Annotated in this window: 22 protein-coding genes; 7 read left to right on the top strand and 15 right to left on the bottom strand. The window is 70.8% G+C overall.

What is annotated here, in order from left to right; translation table 11 throughout:
* Positions 1-171: 171 nt before the first annotated feature.
* Together JIG36_RS38460 and JIG36_RS38455 are read right to left on the bottom strand one after the other, a co-directional pair.
* Entirely contained in the window at positions 172-690 is a 519-nt protein-coding gene (locus JIG36_RS38460) for a nitroreductase family deazaflavin-dependent oxidoreductase (RefSeq protein WP_203381376.1), read from the bottom strand.
* Entirely contained in the window at positions 687-1199 is a 513-nt protein-coding gene (locus JIG36_RS38455) for a hypothetical protein (protein WP_203381375.1), read from the bottom strand. Before JIG36_RS38455 ends, JIG36_RS38460 begins: the two co-directional genes overlap by 4 nt.
* Before the next feature lie 47 nt (positions 1200-1246).
* On the opposite strand from JIG36_RS38455, the gene JIG36_RS38450 reads away from it, so the two are divergent.
* Positions 1247-1837, top strand: a complete 591-nt coding sequence (locus JIG36_RS38450) for a GNAT family N-acetyltransferase (RefSeq protein WP_203381374.1) — start codon at positions 1247-1249, stop codon at positions 1835-1837.
* A 276-nt stretch (positions 1838-2113) separates the two neighbouring features.
* On the top strand, positions 2114-2623 hold the full coding sequence (locus tag JIG36_RS38445) for an FBP domain-containing protein (RefSeq protein WP_203381373.1): 510 nt from the start codon (positions 2114-2116) through the stop codon (positions 2621-2623).
* A 442-nt stretch (positions 2624-3065) separates the two neighbouring features.
* Here the strand turns inward: JIG36_RS38445 and JIG36_RS38440 are convergent, their stop codons facing one another.
* From JIG36_RS38440 to JIG36_RS38430, 3 genes are read right to left on the bottom strand one after another with little or no spacing between them, the layout of a single operon-like run.
* Positions 3066-3449, bottom strand: coding sequence for a VOC family protein (locus tag JIG36_RS38440; protein ID WP_203381372.1), 384 nt, complete (start codon positions 3447-3449; stop codon positions 3066-3068).
* A 33-nt stretch (positions 3450-3482) separates the two neighbouring features.
* Positions 3483-4058 (bottom strand): DUF4240 domain-containing protein, encoded by a 576-nt coding sequence (locus JIG36_RS38435; RefSeq protein ID WP_203381371.1) that lies wholly within the window; start codon positions 4056-4058, stop codon positions 3483-3485.
* Between the two features lie 34 nt (positions 4059-4092).
* Positions 4093-4632, bottom strand: a complete 540-nt coding sequence (locus JIG36_RS38430) for a GNAT family N-acetyltransferase (RefSeq protein ID WP_203381370.1) — start codon at positions 4630-4632, stop codon at positions 4093-4095.
* Positions 4633-4747: 115 nt separating this feature from the next.
* Here JIG36_RS38430 and JIG36_RS38425 point away from each other — a divergent pair, with 115 nt between their 5' ends.
* A complete protein-coding gene (locus JIG36_RS38425) occupies positions 4748-6457 on the top strand; it encodes a serine/threonine protein kinase (RefSeq protein ID WP_203381369.1) in 1710 nt (569 codons plus the stop codon).
* Positions 6458-6565: 108 nt separating this feature from the next.
* On the opposite strand, the gene JIG36_RS38420 is transcribed toward JIG36_RS38425, so the two are convergent.
* Entirely contained in the window at positions 6566-8977 is a 2412-nt protein-coding gene (locus tag JIG36_RS38420; RefSeq protein ID WP_307873077.1) for a Tex family protein, read from the bottom strand.
* Between the two features lie 186 nt (positions 8978-9163).
* Here JIG36_RS38420 and JIG36_RS38415 point away from each other — a divergent pair, with 186 nt between their 5' ends.
* A complete protein-coding gene (locus JIG36_RS38415; protein ID WP_203381367.1) occupies positions 9164-9883 on the top strand; it encodes a PP2C family protein-serine/threonine phosphatase in 720 nt (239 codons plus the stop codon).
* Here JIG36_RS38415 and JIG36_RS38410 read toward each other — a convergent pair.
* Entirely contained in the window at positions 9880-11118 is a 1239-nt protein-coding gene (locus JIG36_RS38410) for an MFS transporter (RefSeq protein WP_203381366.1), read from the bottom strand. The genes JIG36_RS38415 and JIG36_RS38410 overlap by 4 nt on opposite strands.
* On the bottom strand, positions 11115-11663 hold the full coding sequence (locus tag JIG36_RS38405; RefSeq protein WP_203381365.1) for a winged helix-turn-helix domain-containing protein: 549 nt from the start codon (positions 11661-11663) through the stop codon (positions 11115-11117). Before JIG36_RS38405 ends, JIG36_RS38410 begins: the two co-directional genes overlap by 4 nt.
* Before the next feature lie 142 nt (positions 11664-11805).
* Between JIG36_RS38405 and JIG36_RS38400 the strand changes: the two genes are divergently transcribed.
* Positions 11806-12069 (top strand): PspC domain-containing protein, encoded by a 264-nt coding sequence (locus tag JIG36_RS38400; protein WP_307873076.1) that lies wholly within the window; start codon positions 11806-11808, stop codon positions 12067-12069.
* Here JIG36_RS38400 and JIG36_RS38395 read toward each other — a convergent pair.
* The 4 genes from JIG36_RS38395 to JIG36_RS38380 all read right to left on the bottom strand — a co-directional run bounded on the left by JIG36_RS38395 (position 12044) and on the right by JIG36_RS38380 (position 16931).
* Positions 12044-12985, bottom strand: a complete 942-nt coding sequence (locus JIG36_RS38395; RefSeq protein ID WP_203381364.1) for a cytochrome c biogenesis CcdA family protein — start codon at positions 12983-12985, stop codon at positions 12044-12046. The genes JIG36_RS38400 and JIG36_RS38395 overlap by 26 nt on opposite strands.
* A 1-nt stretch (position 12986) precedes the next feature.
* Positions 12987-13547, bottom strand: a complete 561-nt coding sequence (locus JIG36_RS38390; protein WP_203381363.1) for a TlpA family protein disulfide reductase — start codon at positions 13545-13547, stop codon at positions 12987-12989.
* Positions 13548-13701: 154 nt separating this feature from the next.
* Positions 13702-15174, bottom strand: coding sequence for an NADH-quinone oxidoreductase subunit NuoF family protein (locus JIG36_RS38385; protein WP_203381362.1), 1473 nt, complete (start codon positions 15172-15174; stop codon positions 13702-13704).
* Entirely contained in the window at positions 15171-16931 is a 1761-nt protein-coding gene (locus JIG36_RS38380; protein WP_236049069.1) for a translation initiation factor III, read from the bottom strand. The genes JIG36_RS38385 and JIG36_RS38380 overlap by 4 nt, the downstream gene beginning before the upstream one ends.
* A gap of 397 nt (positions 16932-17328) precedes the next feature.
* On the opposite strand from JIG36_RS38380, the gene JIG36_RS38375 reads away from it, so the two are divergent.
* Positions 17329-18177, top strand: coding sequence for a hypothetical protein (locus JIG36_RS38375; RefSeq protein ID WP_203381360.1), 849 nt, complete (start codon positions 17329-17331; stop codon positions 18175-18177).
* Between the two features lie 98 nt (positions 18178-18275).
* Entirely contained in the window at positions 18276-18806 is a 531-nt protein-coding gene (locus tag JIG36_RS38370) for a DUF305 domain-containing protein (RefSeq protein ID WP_203381359.1), read from the top strand.
* Between the two features lie 663 nt (positions 18807-19469).
* Here the strand turns inward: JIG36_RS38370 and JIG36_RS38365 are convergent.
* The 3 genes from JIG36_RS38365 to JIG36_RS38355 are packed head-to-tail and all read right to left on the bottom strand — an operon-like array spanning position 19470 to position 21332.
* The gene (locus tag JIG36_RS38365) at positions 19470-20114 is read right to left on the bottom strand and encodes a hypothetical protein (RefSeq protein WP_203381358.1); all 645 of its coding nucleotides are present in this window, start codon (positions 20112-20114) and stop codon (positions 19470-19472) included.
* Positions 20111-20521, bottom strand: a complete 411-nt coding sequence (locus JIG36_RS38360; protein WP_203381357.1) for a PadR family transcriptional regulator — start codon at positions 20519-20521, stop codon at positions 20111-20113. Before JIG36_RS38360 ends, JIG36_RS38365 begins: the two co-directional genes overlap by 4 nt.
* Positions 20522-20573: 52 nt before the next feature.
* Positions 20574-21332, bottom strand: coding sequence for a PP2C family protein-serine/threonine phosphatase (locus JIG36_RS38355; protein WP_203381356.1), 759 nt, complete (start codon positions 21330-21332; stop codon positions 20574-20576).
* Between the last annotated feature and the right edge of the window lie 47 nt (positions 21333-21379).

The following is a 21379-nucleotide window of genomic DNA, read 5'->3' as shown; positions in this document are numbered from 1 at the left end:
AACGCGCAGCCCGAAACGCCTGCGGGCGAGCGAACTGCGAACGTGCGCGAGCGCGCGGGCCGGAACGCGCGCAAGTGCGCAAACCACAAGCACGCGCGAACGCGCAGCCCGAAACGCCTGCGGGCGAGCGAACTGCGAACGTGCGCGAGCGCGCGGGACGGGACGCGCGGGTCAGGTTGGCGGTGGGGAACTGATCGGCGTCAGGCGGACTACCGGGATCTGGCGGGCACCGGCCCGGGAGCGGAAGTTGAGCCAGCCCGGGTTCATGCGCACCGCGGCCTCGAAGCGGCGGTCCCGGTCGGTTCCGGTCAGTTCCAGGGCGGTGAACTCGCGGGACACGCTGCCGCGGGTCACCGTGGCCCGGGGGTGGGCTTTCAGGTTGTGGTACCAGGCCGGGTTCCGGGGCTCGCCGAAGTTCGCGGCTATCACCACCAGGCCGTCGCCGTCGGGGACGCCCAGCACGGGTGTGGTTCGGAGGCGGCCGCTGCGGGCGCCGGTCGTGGTCAGGCGGACCACCGGCAGGCCGGAGACCCACCCGGAGAACGTGCCCCGCCCACGGCTCAGGCGCAGCGCGAACCGGTCCATCGACGGGAGGTAGCGCACCGACAACCACGCCACGGGACGGCTGGTCACGGTCCGGCGGACCAATCGGCGTACGGGACCGGCCTCGGCGAACTCGTAGCCGGTCATGGGAGGGCCAATCCGGCGTACAGGAGAGCTCGCTCTTGATGTTTGGGGCTGGTCAGCCTGGTGACGCGGGCCAGCACCTGCCTCGGGTCGCACACCGACACCGGGGTGCCGTCGATGTCCATGGTCGTGGCGCCGGGGAGCAGCTCGTCGTAGGTGCCGCACATGCGCATCGGCACGTCGAGCATGCCCAGGCGGGTGACGTAGAGCCACTCCAGCTGTTCCTCGGTTGCGGGCTCCGGGCGCCACGCGCGGCAGGTCTCCAGGGTGAAATCGTCGCGCCACCCGGGGGTGTAGGCGGGGATCGCCTCCGCGGCCCGCAACGCGCCGGCCAGCCGTTCGAGGTTGGCGGGGTCGAGCGCGGGTGTCACGTCGAGGTCGGCCGGTTCCAGGTCGGCGCCGTACAGCGCGAGCACCGCCGAACCCGTCAACACCCACTCGACACGATGGTCGTTCAGCAGCCGCACCATCGGGGCCAGAGCCAGGGGCGGGCGTGAGGTGGGATCCGGCACGCACTTCACGCTACCCGGGCCGGGTGGAGAGGCGGGACCATCGGGGGATGAGGAGACTTCCGCCGGTTGAGCTGGTGCCGTTCACCGAGGATCTGCTGCCGGCCGTGCAGGTGTGGTTCTACGATGCCGAGGTTCAGCGGTGGCTGGGTGGGCCGGACTGGCCGGCGCGGGAGTTCGACCACGGGCGGGAAGGGTTCGGGGAGGAGTTCCGGGGCCGGCTGGTGCTCCGCTCGCATTCGTGGGTGGCGCTCGACGGCCGGGGTGTGCCCGTCGCCCACATCGGCGGCGAGGTCTACGACCGGTGGTGCCGCTATCGCGAGACTCCCGCCGGGCCCGTCGTCGACCGGATCGAGCCGGGGCCCTCCCTGGGGTTCGCCTATGTCGTCGATCCAGGTCAACGGCTTCGGGGGTACGGGACCTCGACCGTGCTCGCGATGATCGGAGCGGCCGAGGTGGCGGACGTCGTGGTGTTCGCGGCCGGCATCGAGCCCGACAACACGGCCAGCGTGCGGTGCGTGGCCGCGGCCGGGTTCCGGGCCCAGGACTCCGAGCCGGACTGGGAGGGGATCGTCCACCACGTGTGGCGGCGAGAGCGGACGAGCGCAACCAGCAACCAGCGCAACCAGCGACCAGCGTGAACAGCGACCAGCGCAACCAGCGACCAGCGTGAACAGCGACCAGCGTGAACAGCGACCAGCGCAACCAGCGCAACCAGCGCAACCAGCGCAACCAGCGCAACCAGCGACCAGCGTGAACAGCGACCAGCGTGAACAGCGGCCAGCGTGAACAGCGACGAGAGCGGACAAGCATGAGCGGCGAACCCGGACGAGCGTGACCGGCGACGAAACGGAGCGCAGCCGGGCCGGGGCGAAATGCGGATGAACTCGGCGGGCCGGTCGATTAGGTTCGCGATCATGGAACCATTGGATGAGAAGGAGATCCGAGACTCCTTCGTCAACTGCAGCAAGGGCGAGGCCGGGCGGATCAAGATGCCGGCCGGGCTGGCCGAACTCCCCTGGCGGGATCTCGACTTCCTCGGCTGGACCGACCCGGCGGCGCCGCTCCGGGCACTGATCGTCGTTCCGGGCCGGGGCGGGGAAGGGCCGACCGGGCTCGTGCTGCGCCGGCCCGAGCCGGGCAAGTCCAGCGCGCTCAAGTCGAGCATGTGCCGGATCTGCCTGACCGAGCACGCGTCGTCGGGGGTGGCGCTCTTCGTCGCGCCGCTGGCCGGCGCCGCCGGTCGTAAGGGCAACACGGTCGGTGAATACATCTGCTCGGACCTGGCGTGCTCGCTCTATCTGCGCGGCCGCCGCAAGCCGAAGATGCGCCTGGTGCACCGCGAGGAGACGCTCACGCTGGACGAAAGGGTCGACCGTGCGATGACCCATATGCGCGCCTTCACCGACCGGGTGGTCGCGGGCTGATGCCGACCCCCGACGACCCCGGCCAGCCACGTACAAGACCAAGGCCCCGCCCATGCGGGGCCTTTCTCATGCTCGGACGCATCGACCCACACCCACCAGCCGCGCCCGCTACGCCGACCCACGCACCTCACGCACGCCACGCAACTCGCGCGACTCACGCCGGAACGTCGACTCAAGCGCCCTGCCCGCCACGCCGACCCACGCACCCCGCGCCCGCCACGCGACTCACGCTGGAACGTCGACTCGAGCACCCTGCCCGCCACGCCGACCCACGCACCCCGCGCCCGCCACGCGACTCACGCTGGAACGTCGACTCGAGCACCCGGCGCCCGCCACGCCGGCCCATGCCGAACGTCGGCTCAAGCACCCGCGCCCGCCACGCCGACCCACGATGGGGACATCGACCCGCGCACCTCGCGTCCCGAGCGCCGGCCCACGCAAGTCACTCCCAGAGTGTCGACAGGCGCTCGAACGTCTCGTCGTCGCTGTGGCGCGGGATCACGCACGCCAGCTGGCCGCCGGGGATGCGCAGGATGCGGCACTCGAGCCACTGGTCGATCTGCTCGGCGCCGAGCCCGATGAGCCGGGCCGTCTCGGCCTCGACGTCGTCGGTCTCGAAGTCGACGTGGTAGCGCGCGTCGCCGTCGATCGCCTGGATCGCCAGCGTCAGCCCGGGCAGCGCCCCGATCAGCCCGGTGAACTGCGGCTCGCCCGGCGGCTGACGGGTCTCGACACCGAGCGCCCGGGACCAGAACGAGACGGCCGGGGCCGCCTCGCCCGCGGGCACGTCGATCAGGATCGTGGACAACCGGCTGCGATGAGCCACGGCAACCTCCTAAATTGACCGAACCGGGTCGAACTAAATTGACGGAACCGGGTCGAACAGAGCGCTCAGCCGCGGATAACGCCGCCGGCGCTCGGACAGGTCTTCCAGGTCGAACCGGGGATCGGACGGCTCGGGCGACGCCCGGAAGATCAGCCCGCGGGCCTCGAGCGCGTCGTCGAGATCGTCGCCGTCGCTGACCTCTTCGTAGGCCTCGGAGGCGACATAGTCGAGCATCTCCCAGTCGGGCCACTCGTCTTCGGCCCAGTCGTCGCTGTCACGCCCGGCCAGCGACCGCACGGCGGGCACGTCGGCCAGCGAGTCGGGATCGGCCGCGGCTGCCTCAAAGACCTCGCGGCCCTGCCCGATCAGCCACGCCTGGAAATACCAGAAGCCGTCGTCGGACGCGCCGTCGCAGACCAGGACCGCGGCGCCCCACATGTGCCAGGTGTCGACGCGGTCGCGCAGACCGTAATAAAGGATCTCAAATTCCTCGATCTCGGCGCGGGACAGCTTCACCAACTGGCCGGTCAGCCAGTCGGCCCGCTCGTCCTGATCCTTCTTCCTGCGCGCGCTGCGCTCGATCAGCGCCCAGAACCCGTCGAGATCCACGCCGGAACTCAACCACACACGTACGACAGAACCGTCAGGCGGGCCGCAGCCATTCTCCGGCCAGGAGGCCGTACAGCAGATCGTCGGTCCATTCGCCCTTGATGTAGGTCTGCTGGCGCAGCAGGCCCTCGCGGGTGAAGCCGAGCCGCTCCATCAGGGTCGCCGACGCGACGTTGCGGGAGTCGCACTCCCCCGTGACCTTGTGCAGCCCCTGCACCTTGAACAGCCGGTCCAGCACGGCGGTGACGGCCTCGCGGGCGTACCCGTGCCGCTGGTGTTCCCGGGCCACCGTGAAGCCGATCTCGGCCTGCAGAAGGTTGTCGTGCAGATGCACCGCGACGTCACCCACGAGCCGGCGGTCGGTGGTGCGCTCCACCGCGTATTGGAACCAGCCGGGCCGGTCGGGATCGGAGGCCATGAAGTTGGCCACCGCGGTCTCGGCGCGCAGCAACGAGAACGGGGCGTCCCAGGACTGATAACGGGCGACGTCCGGATCCGACCGGTATGCGGCGAGAACGGGGGCGTCCGTCTTGTGGAAGCGCCGCAGGAGCAACCGTTCCGTCTCGATCAGCATTTGCCGAGGATAAGCCGTGCTCCCCAGACCGTGCCGTGCCGCGCGGCCGACAGCGGGACGCGGACGTCACCCGATACAGTGACACCTTCTTATTTCTCCGGGACTGGGGGCGGTCATGCGTCCGGAGCCGTTGCGTCCGCGCGATCCGGTTCGGCTGGGCTCTTACGAGCTCGTCGGCCGGCTCGGCGAGGGCGGCATGGGCACGGTTTACCTGGCAAGGACACCGGCGGGCCAGCAGGTGGCGGTCAAGGTGGTGCGCGACGACCTGGCGCCCGACGACGAGTTCCGCCGCCGTTTCCGGAGTGAGGTGGCCCGCGCCCGGCAGGTGCCGCCGTTCTGCACGGCCGAGGTCATCGACGCCGACCCCGACGCCGAACACCCCTACCTCGTGGTCGAATACGTCGAGGGCCCGACCCTGCAGCAGGTCGTCGACGAGAAGGGCCCGCTCACCGCGGCCAACCTCCACAGTGTCGCGATCGGGGTGGCGACCGCCCTCACCGCCATCCACGGCGCCGGCATCATCCACCGCGACCTCAAGCCCCGCAACGTGCTGCTCGCCCCCGGCACGCCCAAGGTGATCGACTTCGGGATCGCGCGGGACATCGACGGCGCACACACGGCCAACACGTCACCCGAGTTCATGATGGGCACGGTCGCCTACATGGCGCCCGAACGGTTCGGCGACGATGTGGCGCTCACCGCCGCGGCCGATGTGTTCGCGTGGGGCGGCGTGGTGGCGTACGCGGGAACCGGTCGCACCCCGTTCGGCGGTGACTCGCCCCCGGCCACGGCGGGTCGCATCCTCACGCAGGAACCCGACCTGTCCGGCCTGAGTGGTCCGCTGCGCGATCTGGTCGCCCGGGCCCTGCACAAGAACCCGGCCGAGCGCCCCTCCGCCCGCGAACTGCTCGACCTGCTCGTCTCGAGCCCGTCCCGGCCCGCCGCGTCGGCTCTGGAGGGGCAGCCTGACCTGCGCGCGGCGGCCAACCAGGCCCAGTCGGTGACCGGCCTGATGCCCGGCCCGGCCCCGGCCGAGCCGACCGTCGCGCTGTCGGCGGTGCCGGGCATGTCGGAGGCGGTCGACGACGATCACGGTCGTCGTCGGCGCTGGTTCCTGCCCGCCTCGATCGCGATGCTGGTGCTGGCGGTGATCGCCGGCACGATGATGCTCGTCTTCGACCCGCGGTCCGAGCCGGTCGCCGGTTCGGGCACCCCCGAGCCGCCGGTCGTGTCGTCGTCGGCCACCCCGCCACCGGGGCCGGTGCTGATCTCCGACGACCTCGACAAGCAACGGCTGTGGCTGGCCAAGACCGAGCCAGACGGGTTCTCGTCGTGCGCGTTCACCGAGGGTGAACTGCGCGTGCGGATCCAATCCAGGTCGCTCTACAAGTGCCGCGGCCCGCAGGACACCCTGCCCGACGATCTGAGCATCGACGTCGGCGTGCGGCTTCTGACCGACAACGCGTGCGCGGCGATCTGGTTCCACTTCAAGCTTCCGCGGGGCGGTCATCTCGTACGGGTCTGTCAGAACAACGTCTTCGTCGGCGCCCATCAGGGCTCGGACGTCACCGTGTCGCGCACGCTGCCGCTCGACCACCCGATCCTGGCCGGCGGTCCGGCGACGCGGATCGGCCTGCGGGTCGTGGGCGACACCGTGACCGTGACCCGCAACGGCGTGACCTTGGGCGACGCTCCGCTGGGCGCGGCCGAGATCAGCGGGAGCCGGGTGCTGCTGGGCATCATCCTCGACCGCGACGTGCCCGAGGCGGGAGCGGCCGAGGTCGCCTTCGACCAGATCGAGGTACGGGGTCCGAGCGCACGCTGAGACACGCCCGGCGGGGTCCCGGAGCCGGGCGCGCCCGCGGACGACACGCCCGACCAGATCCCGGAACCGGGCGCGCCCACGAACGACACGCCCGGCCGGCCCGTACGGTCAGTCCTTGGTCAGGCCCGCCCGGCGCAACGCGTCGGCCATGGCACCACCGTTGAAACTGGTCTGCGGCTGCTGACGCTGACCGCCACCACCCTGCCGGCCCTGACCCTGCCCTTGGCGCTGACCCCCGCCACCCTGGCGCTGCTGACCCCCGCCACCCTGGCGTGGCTGACCACCGCCGCCCTGGCGGGGCTGCCCCTGACGAGGACGATCCTGCTGCCCCCGCTGCGGCCGGTCCTCACGCTGCTTGCGGACGGGCTCGTCCTGCAGTCGCATCGTCAGCGAGATCCGCTTGCGCTGCTCGTCCACCTCGACGACCCGCACCTTCACGACGTCGCCCGATTTCACGACCTCGCGCGGATCCTTGACGAAGGTGTTCGACAGCGCCGACACGTGCACGAGCCCGTCCTGGTGCACGCCGATGTCGACGAACGCCCCGAACGCCGCCACATTGGTCACGACGCCCTCGAGGATCATGCCCGGCTCGAGGTCGGCGATCTTCTCGACGCCCTCGGCGAACGTGGCCGTCGTGAACTCGGGCCGCGGGTCACGCCCCGGCTTGTCGAGCTCGCGCAGGATGTCGGTCACGGTCAGCACGCCGACGGTGTCGGTGATGAACTGCTCGGGACGCAGACCCCGCAGCAGCGGGCTGTTGCCGATCAGCGACTTGATGTCGGTCTGGGCCGAGGCCAGGATCGTACGGACCACCGGGTAGGACTCGGGGTGCACGGCCGACGAGTCGAGCGGGTCGTCGCCGTCGGGGATGCGCAGGAAGCCGGCGCACTGCTCGAACGCCTTGGGGCCGAGCCGGGCCACCTTCTTGATCTCGTTGCGGTTCTTGAACGGCCCGTTCGAGTCGCGGTGCAGCACGATGTTCTCGGCCAGGCCGGTCGTGATGCCGGAGACCCGCGAGAGCAGCGGCGCCGAGGCGGTGTTGATGTCGACGCCGACCGCGTTCACACAGTCTTCGACGACGGCGTCGAGCGACTTGGACAGCTTCGACTCGGACAGGTCGTGCTGGTACTGACCGACGCCGATCGAGCGCGGGTCGATCTTCACCAGCTCGGCGAGGGGGTCCTGCAGGCGGCGGGCGATCGAGACGGCGCCGCGCAGCGACACGTCCATGCCCGGGAGCTCCTGGGACGCGTACGCGGAAGCGCTGTAGACCGACGCCCCGGCCTCACTGACCATCACCTTGGTCAGGTTGGCCTCGGGGTGCCGCTTGATCAGATCGCCGGCGAGTTTGTCGGTCTCGCGGGAGGCGGTGCCGTTGCCGATGGCGATCAGGTCCACGTTGTGCTTCGAGGCCAGGGCGGCCAGCCGGTGGATCGACTCGTCCCACTTGTTCTGGGGCACGTGCGGATAGATCACGTCGGTGGCCACGACCTTGCCGGTGGGGTCGACCACGGCGACCTTCACGCCCGTACGGAATCCGGGGTCGAGCCCCATCGTGGAGCGTGTGCCGGCCGGGGCCGCGAGCAGCAGGTCGCGCAGGTTGGCGGCGAACACGCGGACGGCTTCGTCCTCGGCCGCCTGCCACAGCCGGACGCGGGTGTCGGCGCCGAGGTGGATGAGCACGCGCGTGCGCCAGGTCCAGCGCACGGTGTCGCTCATCCACTTGTCGCCGGGGCGGCCCTGGTCGGTGATGCCGAAGCGGGCGGCGATGCGCGGCTCGAAGGTCGACTCGTCTTCGGGCTCGGGTTCCATGGTGAGGTCGAGGACCTCCTCCTTCTCACCGCGGAACATCGCCAGGATGCGGTGCGAAGGGAGTTTCGCGTACGGCTCGGCGAAGTCGAAGTAGTCGGCGAACTTCGCGCCGTCGGTCTCCTTGCCCTCGCGCACCTTGGCGACCAGGCGGCCCCGCGTCCACATCCGTTCCCGCAGGTCACCGATGAGGTCGGCGTCTTCCGAGAAGCGCTCGATGAGAATGGCCCGTGCCCCGTCGAGGGCGGCCTGCTCGTCCTTCACCTCCTCGGTCAGGAAGGCGGCCGCTTCGGTGCGGGGGTCGAGGGTGGGATCGCCGAACAGCTTGTCGGCCAGCGGCTCGAGGCCTGCCTCACGCGCGACCTGGGCCCGCGTACGGCGCTTGGGCTTGTAGGGCAGATAGATGTCTTCGAGCCGGGCCTTCGAGTCGGCGGCCAGAATCGCCTGCTCCAGCGCGTCGTCGAGCTTGCCCTGCGAGCGGATCGACTCCAGCACCGCGGCGCGCCGGTCCTCCAGCTCGCGCAGGTAGCCCAGGCGCTCGTCGAGGGTGCGCAGCTGGGCGTCGTCGAGGGCCCCGGTCACCTCCTTGCGGTACCGGGCGATGAACGGGACCGTGGCCCCGCCGTCGAGCAGATCGACCGCCGCGGTGACCTGGCCCTCACGGACGCCGAGTTCGGTGGCAATGCGCTGATGGATGGCTGTCGTCACGACGACGATTGTCGTCCACGGCCGCACCGGTTGTCCCGCCGCCCCGCGCGAGGTAGCCCTCCGGTGTGGTTGAGCTGCCGAGAAGGACCAGTTCATCGCGTTACGTCCGTCCTTAACACAAACTCGTGGCCGCACTACGTAGGAGGTACTAGAGACATCTGATCGGGGCTTTGGCAGTCTTGTCACATGACGCTTGTTGTCCGGGCGGTCGCCGCCACCGATCAGGGCCTGGTGCGGTCCAACAACGAGGACGCGGTCTTCGTCGGAAACCGTCTCCTCGTGGTCGCGGACGGCATGGGCGGGCTACCCGCCGGCGAGCTCGCCAGCGACATCCTCGTGCAGGCGCTCAGCGTGGTCGACGCGATGGACGACACCGGTGAGCCCCTGCAGGATCTGATCGCGGCGCTGGAGACGGCGAACGGCCGGATCGAGGCCGCCGTGGCCGACGACGACGCCCGCGACGGCATGGGCACGACGGTCACCGCGATCATGCTGGCCGGCGATCGTGTAGCGGCGCTCAATGTCGGTGACTCCCGGTGCTATCTCGTCCGCGACGGCGAGCTGACCCAGCTGACCCGCGACGACACGTACGTGCAGGCGCTGGTCGACCAGGGTGTGCTGAGCGCGGCCGACGCCCGGCGCCATCCGCAGCGCGCGCTCGTCACCCAGGCGGTGCAGGGCGGCCCCTACCGCCCCGCCGGTCGCATGATCGGAGTCCAGGCCGGTGACCGTTTCCTGCTGTGCAGCGACGGCCTCTCCGACTACGTGGAAGACAGCGTGATCGCCGAGACGCTGCTGACCAACGCCGACCGCAAGACGGCGGCGGCCGAGCTTGTGCACCGCACCCTGGAGAACGGCGCCCCCGACAACGTGACGGTCATCGTCGCCGACATCACCGAGGGCTAATACTCGGGCAACTCCTGCATCGTCCGTAGCGGGGAGAACCAGATCCACACGGCGCCCAGCAGCGCGCCCACGGTGGCGATCCAGAGCGACGGCCGTACGCCGATGAGGGCGCCCAGCCCGCCGCCGAGCAGAGCGCCGACGGGCCGGATGCCGTAGTTGACGGTGCGTTTGAAGCCGGAGACGACGGCCAGCATCGTCCGGGGCGTGGCCGCGGTCTGGGCCGCTCCCCCGGTGATGTCCAGCACCATCACGCCGAGCGCGGAGAAGAACTCGGCGGCGACGAGCGCGGTGAAGATCAGCCACTGCGCGCCCTCGACCCACGGCACCAGGATCAGCGGGGCCGGGAAGAGCAGGTAGCCGACGACCACGGCCGGGCCCAGACCGATGCGGCGGCTGAGCGGGCCGGCCAGGGCGGCCCCGAGCAGGCCGCCGACCGAGCCCAGACCGATGATCAGGCCCAGCGCGCCCGGCGAGACGTGCAGCTCGGTGGTGACGTAGAGGACGAACAGCGCGGCGAAGATGTAGTTGAAGAGGTTCAGCGTGGTGGCGCCGAGCAGCAGCGCCCGCAGCACGGCGGAACGGGCCACGTACCGTACGCCCGCAAGCATGCCTTTGATCTCTCCCGGCTCGTCGGCGGGACCGTCGGGAACACGCACCCGGGCCAGGAACACGGCCGAGGCCAGGTAGGTCAGCACGTCGGCGATCAGCGCGACCGGGGCGGTCAGCCACTGCACGAGCAGGCCGCCCAGGCTCGGCCCGGCCACGAACGAGGCGGCCCGGCTGCCGTTGAGCAGGGTGTTGGCGTCCACGTAGTCGGCCCGGCGCACGAGCGAGGCGAACAGGCTGGCGTGCGCGACCTCGAACAGCACCGAGAACGAGCCGACCAGGAACGCCACCGTGCAGAGCAGGGGCAGCGTGAGCGCATCGGCCCACCACAGCGCCGGCACGGCCAGCAGCAGGACGGCCCGGGCCACGTCGGCCACAATCATGATCGCGCGCTTGTCCGGGCGCCGGTCGGCCCAGGCCCCGGCGGGCAGCGAGAGGAACAGGTTGGGCAGCAGGGCAGCCGCGGTCAGATAGCCCATCTGGGCCGGGCCGGCGCCGACGGCCAGAACCGCGAGCAGCGGTACGGCGATGAGGGTGATCTGGTCGCCGACGAGCGAGACGGTCTGGGCACCCCAGTAGCGCCGGAACGCGGTCTCGCGCAGCAGGCCCGTTCCCAGGACGGCCGTCATTCCGGCACCGGTCCGCGCGGTATGGCCAGCTGGATCAGTTGCACCGGACGGGACCCCTCGGACCGGGTCGCGCGGTCGGCGAACCGGGCCGCCAGCGCGTCGATCTCCTCGGTGAGTTCGCGCAGCTCGTCGGCCGTGACATAGACCAGCGCGTCGCCGAACCCGGCTGCGGCCCGCCATTCGGTGGGCTCGTCGGCGCGGATCGCCAGATAGTCCTGGGCCCGCCGGGTGAACTCCCCGAGCAGCACGCTGTTGAGCTGGTCGGTGGCGGCCTTCATGGCCGGGTCGTCGGAGTCGTCGTCCCAGGAGGTCGTGGCCGCCGTCGCCCGCCAGGGCCGTTCCCGGGCGTCGGCCCCCGGCACCCGCTCGGCGAACCCGTACTTGGCGAGCTGCCGCAGGTGGAACGAGCAGTTGGGCACGTTGTCGTCGAGCGCGGCCGCGGCCCGGGTCGCCGTCATCGGCCCCTCCGAGCGCAACAGCCCGATCAGCCGGATCCGCAGCGGGTGGGCGTACGCGCGCATGGTGCGGGGGTCGGTCACCTTCATTACTAGAGAATGCTTTAGAAAGAAGTCTCTAGCAAGTGGGTTCTCAGGGTTCCCGGATCAGGGTCGAGCCAGGGAGCTTCCGGATGTTGACGGGCCCGCCCAGGGCCCACCATTGATGTATCAGGCCGAACGAGCCGCAGAGATGGAGAACAAAGACCTCATGAACGCCGTGCACGACAGCATGTCCCGCCAGGGCCTCACCCGGCCGCGCGAGGGCCGGCTCCTCGCCGGTGTCTGCGCGGGTCTGGCTCGCCGCTTCGGCATCGACCCGTGGCTGGCCCGCCTGCTCTTCGTCGTGATCCTGCTGGCCATCCCGGGCAGCCAGATCCTGGTCTACCCGATCCTCTGGATCGTGATGCCGTCGGAGAAGCCCGCCTTCGTCAGCGCGTACCCGCCGGCCGCCTGACACTGACGCCGCCGGAAGGCGGCACTGTCGCAGCGCCGTCGTAGGGCGGCCCCGAATCCTCAACTCTTTCGCTGGAGAACGGCCCGCCTCGTGCGGGCCGTTTCTTCGTCACCAGCACGATCACCAGCGCGGCGGCCACCACGACCACGAACGGCCAGGCGCCGGCGGCGGACACCGATGAACTGAGCCACCGCTGCACCCCGGCGGCCGCGTTGATCACGGGGTCGGTGCCGGCCAGCCGCAGGTTTCCGGCCAGCCGCAGCTCGTACCAGCCGTAGTACGCCACATAGAGCCCGCACACCACGAGGATCGCGCCACCCACGCGCGGCACCAGGCCGAGCAGCCGCCGCATCCGGGTGATCAGCGAGACCCGCACAAGGGCCACGGCCACCGCGGTCGCGCTCACCACAAGAGCCATTCCTCCCGCGTACGCGAGAAAGAGCGCGACACCCTCAGTGAGCGAACCCGCCCGGAGGCTCGACACGACGAGCGCCAGGAAGGGCCCGACCGCGCAACCCAGTGAGGCCACCGCGTACGCCATCCCGAACAGCACGGTCGACCCGGTCGAGCCGGTCAGGGCGGGCGCGCGCAGGTTCACCGACGGCAGGGAGCGCCCGGCCAGCAGCCACACCCCGAGCGCGGCCAGGGCCAGGCCGAGCACCACGGTCAGCCAGGGCAGGCGGGGTTGCAACGCCCCGGCGATCGGGGTCAGCACCAGGCCGAACGCACCGAACACGACCGCGTATCCGATCGCCAGCGCGGCGCCGGCCTTGAGCGCGCGACCGACGGCACGGGCCGGGCGGCCGGGTTCGGCCGCGACCAGCACCGACAGATAGGCGGGCAGGAGCGCGAACCCGCACGGGTTGACCGCGCCCAGCATGCCGGCGGTCAACGCGAGCAGCAGCTCCCCGCCCATGTCAGGCCGTCAGCGCCTTGACCTGCTTGGTGAGCTGCAAGTCGTCCATGTAGCCGGTGTGCTGGACCTTGCCGTCGCGGTCCAGAACCACGTACAGGCTCTGCTCGGTGATCTTGAATTTCTTCCAAATCTTGCCGGCGCCGTCGTCGAGGTGCGTCACGTTGCCGACCTCGAGGTCGGAGACGAACTGGTGCATCTCCTTGTTGCCGCCCATGCCCGCGATGCCGAGGAAGGACAGCTTGTCGCCGTACTCCTCCTGCAGGTCGCGGACGCTCTGGGCCTCGCTCGCGCAGGTGGCGCACCAGGGCGCCCAGAACCACAGGATCGTCGGCTTGCCGGCCAGGGTGGTCGCGTCGAACGCCTTCCCGTCCAGCGTCTTGCCGCTGAACTTGAGCGTGGCGGGCACGGTGACCGGTGCGCCCGCTTCCTCAGCCGCCTTCTCGTCCGTCCGGCCGGCCGCGTCGCCCGGCTTCACACCCTCGGCGGCGGGCGCCGCTGCCGGCTCCACGAACGACGGGGCCGGCTCGCTGCCGCACGCGGCCACGAACAAGACTCCCGCCATCGCCAGTACGGCAGCGCGCCTTCTCACTTGCTTTCCGCCTCCGTGAGTCGCAGGGCCAGGGCCGATCGTTTGCTGCCCGCCTCCGTGAGTCGCAGAGCCAGGGCCGATCGTTTGCTGCCCGCCTCCGGGAGTCGCAGAGCCAGGGCCGGGCCGATCACTTGCTGCCCGCCTCCGTGAGTCGCAGAGCCAGGGCCGGGCAGACGTTGACGGCCTTGCGGGCGCCGTTCTCGAGCCACGGCGGCAGCGGGGTCTGCGGGAACGCCGGGAACCCGTTCGCGTCGAGCCGGATGATCTCGGGCGCGACGGCCGAGCAGAGCCCGTGCCCGTCACAACGTGACCAGTCCACCGCGAGGCGCCGCGCACCCTGCTCGGCCGTGTAGGGCAGAGGCAGGATTCCCCGTACGTTCTTGCCGCAGCCCTCGCCGTTGGTGTGCGCCTCGACGTCCTTCGCGAAGACCTCGAGCGCGGAGAGCGCGAACCGGGCCGTGCCGTCGGGGTGGCTGCAGGCACCGCGGCCCTTGACCACACCGGCCGCCTGACGCACGTTCTCGACCGCGTTGCCGCCCAGCGAGACCAGCGTGACCGCGCGGGCCAGGTCGGGCAGGCCCAGCCGGCACGGCCCGCACTGACCGGCCGACTCACCCGCGAGGTATTGCACGACCTGCGAGACCTCGCCGAGCGGGCAGGTCTTGGAGCCGATCGGGATCAGCATGCCGGCGCCGAGCGTGCCGCCCACGCCGGCGAAGCCCTTGCGCGAGATGGTGACGGTCTGCGCGGCCTCGGCAGTGATCCACTTGCCGTGGTAGCCGCCGACCAGCAGGCCGGGGCCGATGTCGGCGCCGCACATGTTGAGCACGTCCATGAGCGGGGTGCCGGTGGGCGCCTCGACCACGGCCGGGTTGCTGGCCGAACCGCCCACGGTCAGCATGACCGTGCCCGGCTCCTCGGGGATGCCGACCGCGTTGTACTCCCACGGGCCGAGCCGGGCCGCGATCGCCAGCTGCGAGTACGTCTCGGCGTTGGACAACAGCGTGGGCAGGCCCATGACGCCGTTGTCGCTGGAACGGACCTTGCGGCCGGGCGGGATGTGCGCCTCGCCGTTGATGCCGCGCACCAGCGCGCCGCCCTCACCCGAGATGAACCGGTGCGGGACGGTGACGATGCGGGTCGGGCAGGGCATGCGCCGCTCGGCCAGGGCCGCCGTGATCGAGCTCTGCCCGATGCCGTCGTCGGCGATGCCGATGACGATCTCTTCGGCGTCGAGCGCGGCCGCGGCCAGGGCGGCGCCGTCCAGGATCAGGTGCGGCGCCCGGGTGAGCACCGCCTTGTCCTTCCAGGACGGCGGCTCACCCTCGGTCGCGTTGACCACGATCACCGGCGGCAGCTCCTGCCGGCGGCACGAGTCGAGCACCGCGCGCACCTTGCGGGCGAACGGGAAACCCGCGCCGCCCCGGCCGCGCAGCTCGATCCGGTCGGCCAGGCCGATCAGCTCACCGGACGACAGGGCCGCGAACCCGCCGTGCACCTCCTGGTGCGCGAGCAGGTCGAGACGGCCGTACTCGTCGAAGCCCGCGGTGATCCGCGGCGTGCCGATCGCGGTGACCGGCGGAACCTGCGACGCGCTCAATTCGCTTCCCCTCGCAGCTGCGACCAGTAACCGTCGTCAGCCTCGTCCTCCACCCGGCCGCGGCCACCGCGACGGGCTCCCCTGCCCGCCTGGACGCGTCCGGAATCCTGCTGCTCCCGCCGAGCTCGGCGGGACGCCATGTCGACCAGGGTCGGCGTCTCGTCGGGCTCCATGTGATCGGGGTCGTCGGCGAGATCGACGAACCCGCTGCGGCTGTGCCGCCCTGAATCGGCGCCTGAGATGTCGGCGCCCCGGTCGCGCCGACCCCGGGGCGCATCCTCGGCCTCCCGGTCGTAACGGGATTCCGAGCGCGAACGGCGTGGCGGCGATGCCTCGTCGTCGTAGCGGCCGCGTTGGCGGGGCATCTCGTCGTAGCCGCCCCGGTCCTCGTAGCCGCGGTCGGCGCGCCGGCCGGACCGGGTCGGTTCCTCGTAGAGCGGCATGTCACCGCGGCGGCGCGAGCGCGGAGCGGGCTCGTCGTCCTCCTCGGCGTAGCGGCGGCGGCGCGGCGGCTCGTCGTACCCGTCCATCTCGACCCGCCGCATGCGGGTCTGGGTGTCTTCGAAGTCGGGCCGACGCATCCGTGTGCCCGTGTCTTCGAAGCCGTCCATCTCGACCCGGCGCATGCGCGTCTGGGTGTCTTCGAAGCCGTCCATCTCGACCCGGCGCATGCGGGTGTTGGTGTCTTCGAGCTCGGGACGCCGCATGCGGGTGTTGGTGTCTTCACCCGGGAAGCGGCGGCCGCGCGGCTCGTCGTACTCGATCTCGTCCTCGGCGCGGCGGCCGCGGCGCGGGCGTTCGTCCTGGTCGTAGCGCGGCATCATGCCGGTGGGCTCGTCGAACGACTCCTCGGCGCGGGCCCGGCGCTGGCGCGGAGCGACCAGGTCGTCGGCGGGCGGCGGCGCCACGGGCGGGGCGGTGACCGCGGCCGGCTGGAACGCGTCGACCACGGCGACCGGGCCGAGCCGCTCGGGCTCGACCGGGGCGACACGCTCACGGTCGCGGCGGCCCGGGCGCTTCATCGCGGGCGAGCTGGTGGGCACCAGCGTGCCGACCGGCTTCATGGCGCCCGCACCGGCGGCCGAGGCGAAGTCCTTGTTGCGGTTGAGCGAGACCGAGAGGCGGACGGCCAGACCGACCAGCACACCCAGCACACAGACGATGTAGCTGACGATGACCCAGGTCGCGGCCGGGCGGCCGGCGCTGAGGCCGTGCATCAGGGCGGTCGGCCAGATCAGGTAGGAGACGGAGTGGATACCGCGCCACATCCAGGGGCTGCCGCGGCCGATGAACCGCGAGCGCGCGATGCCGGTCCACATCACGAGGATCATGACCCAGCCCGAGATCGTGCCGAAGCCGACCCAGACCTTGTTGTCGCCGGGGTAGAGGAACGGGATGAACGCGTCGATCACCGAGGCGTGCTTCTCGACGACCTTCATCCAGACGTGCAGGAAGAGCGAGGTGACGGCGATGATGCCGGTGGTGCGGTGCGCGGACTGCAGCAGCACCCGTTGCCGGATCGAGAGCACCAGCCGGTCGGTGGAGACCAGGCCGATCATGATCGTGATGGATAGCGACACGAGCGTGATGACGCCGATGTAGTACTCGGTGTAGGTGAATACGTAGACGTATCCGACGCGGCCGGGCTTGGTCAGCATCGCGACCGCCCAGATGGCCGCGATCACGCTCACGGCCAGAATCGCCACCGCGCCCCGGGACGGGGCGCCTTTCCCGGTGGCACCGACATCGACGGGCATCCGTTCGGCGGATCGCTCTTTGTTACTCGTCCGGGCCATAACTCCTCGTTCTCCGCAGCGGTCACGTCCCGTGGGCGGTGGGACGCAGGCACCCGTGGGGAGTGCCCCCTGCTTCACTTGCCGGGCAGCGGCCGGCGTTGGCCGGTCCCTGCCCATCCCCCAACTACGTGCGGCACGCGGGTTCGGATGAACGCCGGACGGTTCTTTTGTCGCCTACTTTCCAGCGCCACCCCCTACATGGGCGCTGACCTGCGAAGACATGCCGAAGAAACAGTTGCCTAAGCGAAAAATAAGGCGTCACGGGCCAGTGACCCAGCGCACCCGGTGAACCTTTCGGCCCTCGGCTGCGAACCATCGGGTGAGGCCCCCCGCTGTGTTGGTCGGCGGGGCCGACGTCATGAAGGAGTTGATCGGCATGCGACACCTGACCCGGGGCGGGGCTCGAGTCAGCGCTGCTGCCCTGATCGCGGTTGCGGCGCTGGCCTGGAGTTCGCCCGCCCGCGCCGACGTGCCGGGGTTCGAGGTGAAGGTGGGACAGGCACCCCAGACGTTCACGATCGGCAAGGACGCCCGCACGGTCACCGCGGTCGCCTCCACCGATCGCGGCCGGCGTTGCCTCAAGGTCCGGTGGGCGCTGACCATCCAGACCAAGGGGATCAGCCTCGACCAGGTGCGGGTCACCCGGGTCGAGAACAACCAGTCCTTCCCCGTACGCGCGGGGGTGCAGGACGAGCAGGCCACGGTGGTCGACGAGCAGCCCGACCCGGGCCAGCTCTGCCAGGGGCGCACGGTGACCGGCCGCTGGGACGTCGCGTTCACCGGTCCCGACGACGGCGAGGTGACCTTCCAGGCGCAGGCCTTCGACGGCACCGGCCGCCTGCTCAGCTCGACCGGCACCGAGATCCCGGTGGTGAGCCCGGTCGCCGCCAAGCCCAGCGAATCCCCGTCCCCGTCCCCGTCGGCCACCACAGAGGAACCACCGGCCGAAGAGGATGAGGAAGTCGTCGAGGAGGAGCCGGACGCCGCGGCCGCACCCACTTCGACCGACAACGCGGCGCTCACGCCCGCGTCGAGCAGCTCCAACGTGCTCGGCATCGGCCTGATCGTCGGCGCCCTGATGGTGTTCCTCGGCGTCGGCATGCTGCTGCGCCTGCGCTCGCGCAACCGGCAGCAGCCGGCCTGGCCGACCGAGACCCAGCAGATGCCGACCGGCTTCAACAGCATGCCGCGGCGGCGGCGAACTTAAGAGACTTCTGTAGATGTGTTCCGGTCCCGTTAAGGTCCCCACGGCCTGGTGACCGCTAGTTTGTTTACCTACAGCCCGCGAGCCACTACGTTCGGCGCATGCGCCGCGCATTGATATGGCTCACTGCTTCGCTCGTGTTTCTCGGCGGATGCGACTCCGGGCCGGCCGGGGCGGGCACCTCGGCCGCGCCGGCGTCGCCCCGTGAGGGCGGAGTCTCCGCGCGACACGGTGATGCCGATACCGCGTTCGTACGCGCCCTGATCCCGCACCACCAGGCGGGCATCGGGCTCGCCTCGGCCCTGGCCGAAGCGACGCCACAGGCGCGCACGCTCGCCTCGGCCGTCATCGCGACGCAGCAGGACGAAGTGGTGCGGATGAGCGGCTGGCTCCGCGCGTGGGGCGCGGGCCAGCCGCCGTCCGTCAATCCGTCGGCGCCGCCCTCGGCCGGCCCCGACCCCGTGCGGGCGTTCATCGCCCACCAGGAGCAGGCCATCAAGCTGGCCCAGCAGGAACAGGCCAACGGCACCAACCCGGAGGCGCTGGCTTTCGCCCGCCAGATCGTCGAGTCCCGAACCGGCCAGATCATCGAGCTGGAGAAGATCTCGGCCGAACAGGTCTCACCCGGATAGATCTCGGCCGAACAGGTCTCACCCGGATAGATCTCGCCCGAAAGATCACGCCCGAATTGATCTCGCCCAACTAGACCCTCCCCACCGCACCACAGGGGGCTGGCCAAGAAAATACGCGCCGCAAAACGGGCAATCCTACTTATCCACAGGCGACGCCCCGTGATTTCCCAGACACTTTCGGGTTCGCATGCTCGTCCGGAACTTCATGCTCTTTATCTCTCCACTGAGGAAGCAGGCCGCCACATAGCGTCACCGCCAGCAACCAATTGCGGAAAAGGGGATCAGTAGCATGCCAACTAACAAATGGGCGACTTCGGTCGTAAGCGGGCTTCTGATCGCGGGCGGCATCGGCTGCAACTGACCTTCCAGCGCGGCCACTGGGCGAAGAGGACCAGCCCTAAGGAGCAGGCATCCTGGTCAAGCACATCCCCGGCGGACGGGTCGTGTGGACGTCCGGCACCAGGAGTCCCCGCTCGGTCGTCTGGGCCCAGAGCGACGGCAACATGGTCGTCATCGCGCCGGGCAACCGCCCCGCCTGGTCGACCCGGGCCGGCGGGCGCCCCGGCTCGGTCCGGCAGGCGCAGGACGACCGCAACGTCGTTGTCTACGCTCCGGGCCACCGCGCCATCTGGTCGAACGCCATCAGCGGCCGACCCTGGCCACTCACCTCCGGGCGGTCACGGACCAGCGGCGGGCCAGGGCCGTGGCCGCCAGGAATCCGGCTACGACGATGGCCGCCTCGGCTCCGATCACGATGGGAGTCAGCGGGAAGTCCATCGACCAGCCGAGAGCGACCGCGCCGGCGACCGCGGCCGTGACGGCCGGGGGCAGCAGCAGGGTCATGCGCGCCGCGGTGTGACGGATGCGGGCCGCGTCGCGCAGGACGATGCGTACGGCCAGGACCGCTCCGGCCACGACGACCGCGCCTACGCCGCCGTAGAAGACACCCGCGGCCAGCCAGACCGGGACGCGGAAGTTTCGGGGCAGATCGAACGCGGCCACGAACGCCTGGTGCAGACCCATGACCACCACGAAGCCGACCACGACGGCGAGCAGCGCGCCCACGGTCGCCACGCCGAGGACCTGGCCGTAGCGCGCCGGGGTGCGGTCCACACCGGATTCTTCGGCCACCCGCAGGGCGAACCGGGCGACATCGGTGCCGACCAGCTCGGCCGGATCGAGGCCGTCGGCGGCGGCCGCCTCCAGCTCGGTCCGGAGTTCGGCCACCAGCGTCGAACGGTCGCCCGGGCGTACGCCGAGAGCTCGCCACTCCCGGTCCGCAGAGTCGATCAAAGCGTCAACGCTCATGGCGTCCTCCTGGAGTCGAGCGGCGGAACAACAGCAGCCGAGGGCGGAACGACAGCAGCCGAGGGGGCGGCGGCGACGGTCGCGTTCACGACGCCGGCGAAGTGGGTCCACTGGTCACGCCAGGCCCGCAGCCGGTCGTGACCAGGATCGGTGAGGCGGTAGACCTTGCGGGGCGGACCGCTGGGGCTGGGCTCGAGCGCGTTCGTGATGAGCCCGGAACGATGCAGCCGGGTGATCAGCGGATAGACGGTCCCGTAGCTCACGGTGCCGAACCCGGCGACCTCCAGGCGCCGGACGAGTTCGTAGCCGTGGGCCGGCTCGTCGACCAGCAGGGCGAGCAGGCACATGTCGAGACAGCCACGAAGCAACTGAGCCTGCCGCTCGGAGGCATCGTCCGCCACTATCATGCGGCACATAATACTGACGGTAGTATGCGGCGTCTACTAGTCACACGGCACGCTAGAGGACGGTGCGCTCGACCCGGATCACCACGGCGGTGGCGTTGTCGCGGCCACCGGCGGTCAGGGTGTCGTCGAGCAGAGCGTGGACCGTGGCGCCGGGGTCGTCGGTGGCCAGGACCCGGGTCAGGCGCTCGTACGTGAGCTGGTCGGAGACGCCGTCGGTGCAGAGCAGATAGACGTCGCCGGGGTGCAGGGTCACGTGCATCAGGTCGGGCTCGGGAGCGTCGGGGTGCCCGGCGTAACGGGTCAGGCGGTAGCGGGCGGCCCGGGCCTCGTCCGAGTCGGCCGCGAACCAGCCGTTCAGGATGCCCAGCCAGGCGATGGTGTGGTCGACGGTCAGCAGGTCGAGCAGGCCGTCCCGCAGGCGGTAGGCGCGGGAGTCGCCCAACTGGACGATCCAGGCCGAGGCGTCGCCGGCCGACACGAAAGCGGTCAGGGTGCAGCCGGTCAGCTCGTCCAGGGTGCGGCCGGCCTGCCGTACGGAATCCTGGGCCTGAGTCACCGCCGCCCGCAGCGCGGATGGCGCGTCACCCACCGGCGTCTCGAGGACCGAGCGCACGAAGACCTCGACCGCCGTGCTGCCGGCGATCGTGCTGCCCGGACCGTCGCCCATGCCGTCGGCCACCACCGCCAGCGGGACGCCGGGGTCGAGGTGCAACACGTCGTAGTTGTCGTGGTAGCGCTCCCCCACGACGCTGCCGGCCGCGGCGGTGAGCCGACGACCGGCAGCGGTCCAGGCGACCTTGGTTATCTCCACCTGTTCTTTGTAGTACACGCCGAGCCCCGCCCGGCCGGAAAGCACCG

Origin of the sequence: Paractinoplanes ovalisporus (assembly GCF_016834655.1) — a bacterium.
Lineage (GTDB): Bacteria > Actinomycetota > Actinomycetes > Mycobacteriales > Micromonosporaceae > Actinoplanes > Actinoplanes ovalisporus.
The sequence above is the reverse complement of the archived record's forward strand: the minus strand, read 5'-3'. Positions and strand labels throughout refer to the sequence as shown.

Coding starts and splice junctions, on each gene's coding strand:
- JIG36_RS38460 (WP_203381376.1), bottom strand. CDS start 690: ATGACCGGCTACGAGTTCGCCGAGGCCGGTCCCGTACGCCGATTGGTC.
- JIG36_RS38450 (WP_203381374.1), top strand. CDS start 1,247: ATGAGGAGACTTCCGCCGGTTGAGCTGGTGCCGTTCACCGAGGATCTG.
- JIG36_RS38445 (WP_203381373.1), top strand. CDS start 2,114: ATGGAACCATTGGATGAGAAGGAGATCCGAGACTCCTTCGTCAACTGC.
- JIG36_RS38430 (WP_203381370.1), bottom strand. CDS start 4,632: ATGCTGATCGAGACGGAACGGTTGCTCCTGCGGCGCTTCCACAAGACG.
- JIG36_RS38425 (WP_203381369.1), top strand. CDS start 4,748: ATGCGTCCGGAGCCGTTGCGTCCGCGCGATCCGGTTCGGCTGGGCTCT.
- JIG36_RS38415 (WP_203381367.1), top strand. CDS start 9,164: ATGACGCTTGTTGTCCGGGCGGTCGCCGCCACCGATCAGGGCCTGGTG.
- JIG36_RS38410 (WP_203381366.1), bottom strand. CDS start 11,118: ATGACGGCCGTCCTGGGAACGGGCCTGCTGCGCGAGACCGCGTTCCGG.
- JIG36_RS38405 (WP_203381365.1), bottom strand. CDS start 11,663: ATGAAGGTGACCGACCCCCGCACCATGCGCGCGTACGCCCACCCGCTG.
- JIG36_RS38400 (WP_307873076.1), top strand. CDS start 11,806: ATGGAGAACAAAGACCTCATGAACGCCGTGCACGACAGCATGTCCCGC.
- JIG36_RS38395 (WP_203381364.1), bottom strand. CDS start 12,985: ATGGGCGGGGAGCTGCTGCTCGCGTTGACCGCCGGCATGCTGGGCGCG.
- JIG36_RS38390 (WP_203381363.1), bottom strand. CDS start 13,547: ATGGCGGGAGTCTTGTTCGTGGCCGCGTGCGGCAGCGAGCCGGCCCCG.
- JIG36_RS38380 (WP_236049069.1), bottom strand. CDS start 16,931: ATGCCCGTCGATGTCGGTGCCACCGGGAAAGGCGCCCCGTCCCGGGGC.
- JIG36_RS38375 (WP_203381360.1), top strand. CDS start 17,329: ATGAAGGAGTTGATCGGCATGCGACACCTGACCCGGGGCGGGGCTCGA.
- JIG36_RS38370 (WP_203381359.1), top strand. CDS start 18,276: ATGCGCCGCGCATTGATATGGCTCACTGCTTCGCTCGTGTTTCTCGGC.
- JIG36_RS38365 (WP_203381358.1), bottom strand. CDS start 20,114: ATGAGCGTTGACGCTTTGATCGACTCTGCGGACCGGGAGTGGCGAGCT.
- JIG36_RS38360 (WP_203381357.1), bottom strand. CDS start 20,521: ATGATAGTGGCGGACGATGCCTCCGAGCGGCAGGCTCAGTTGCTTCGT.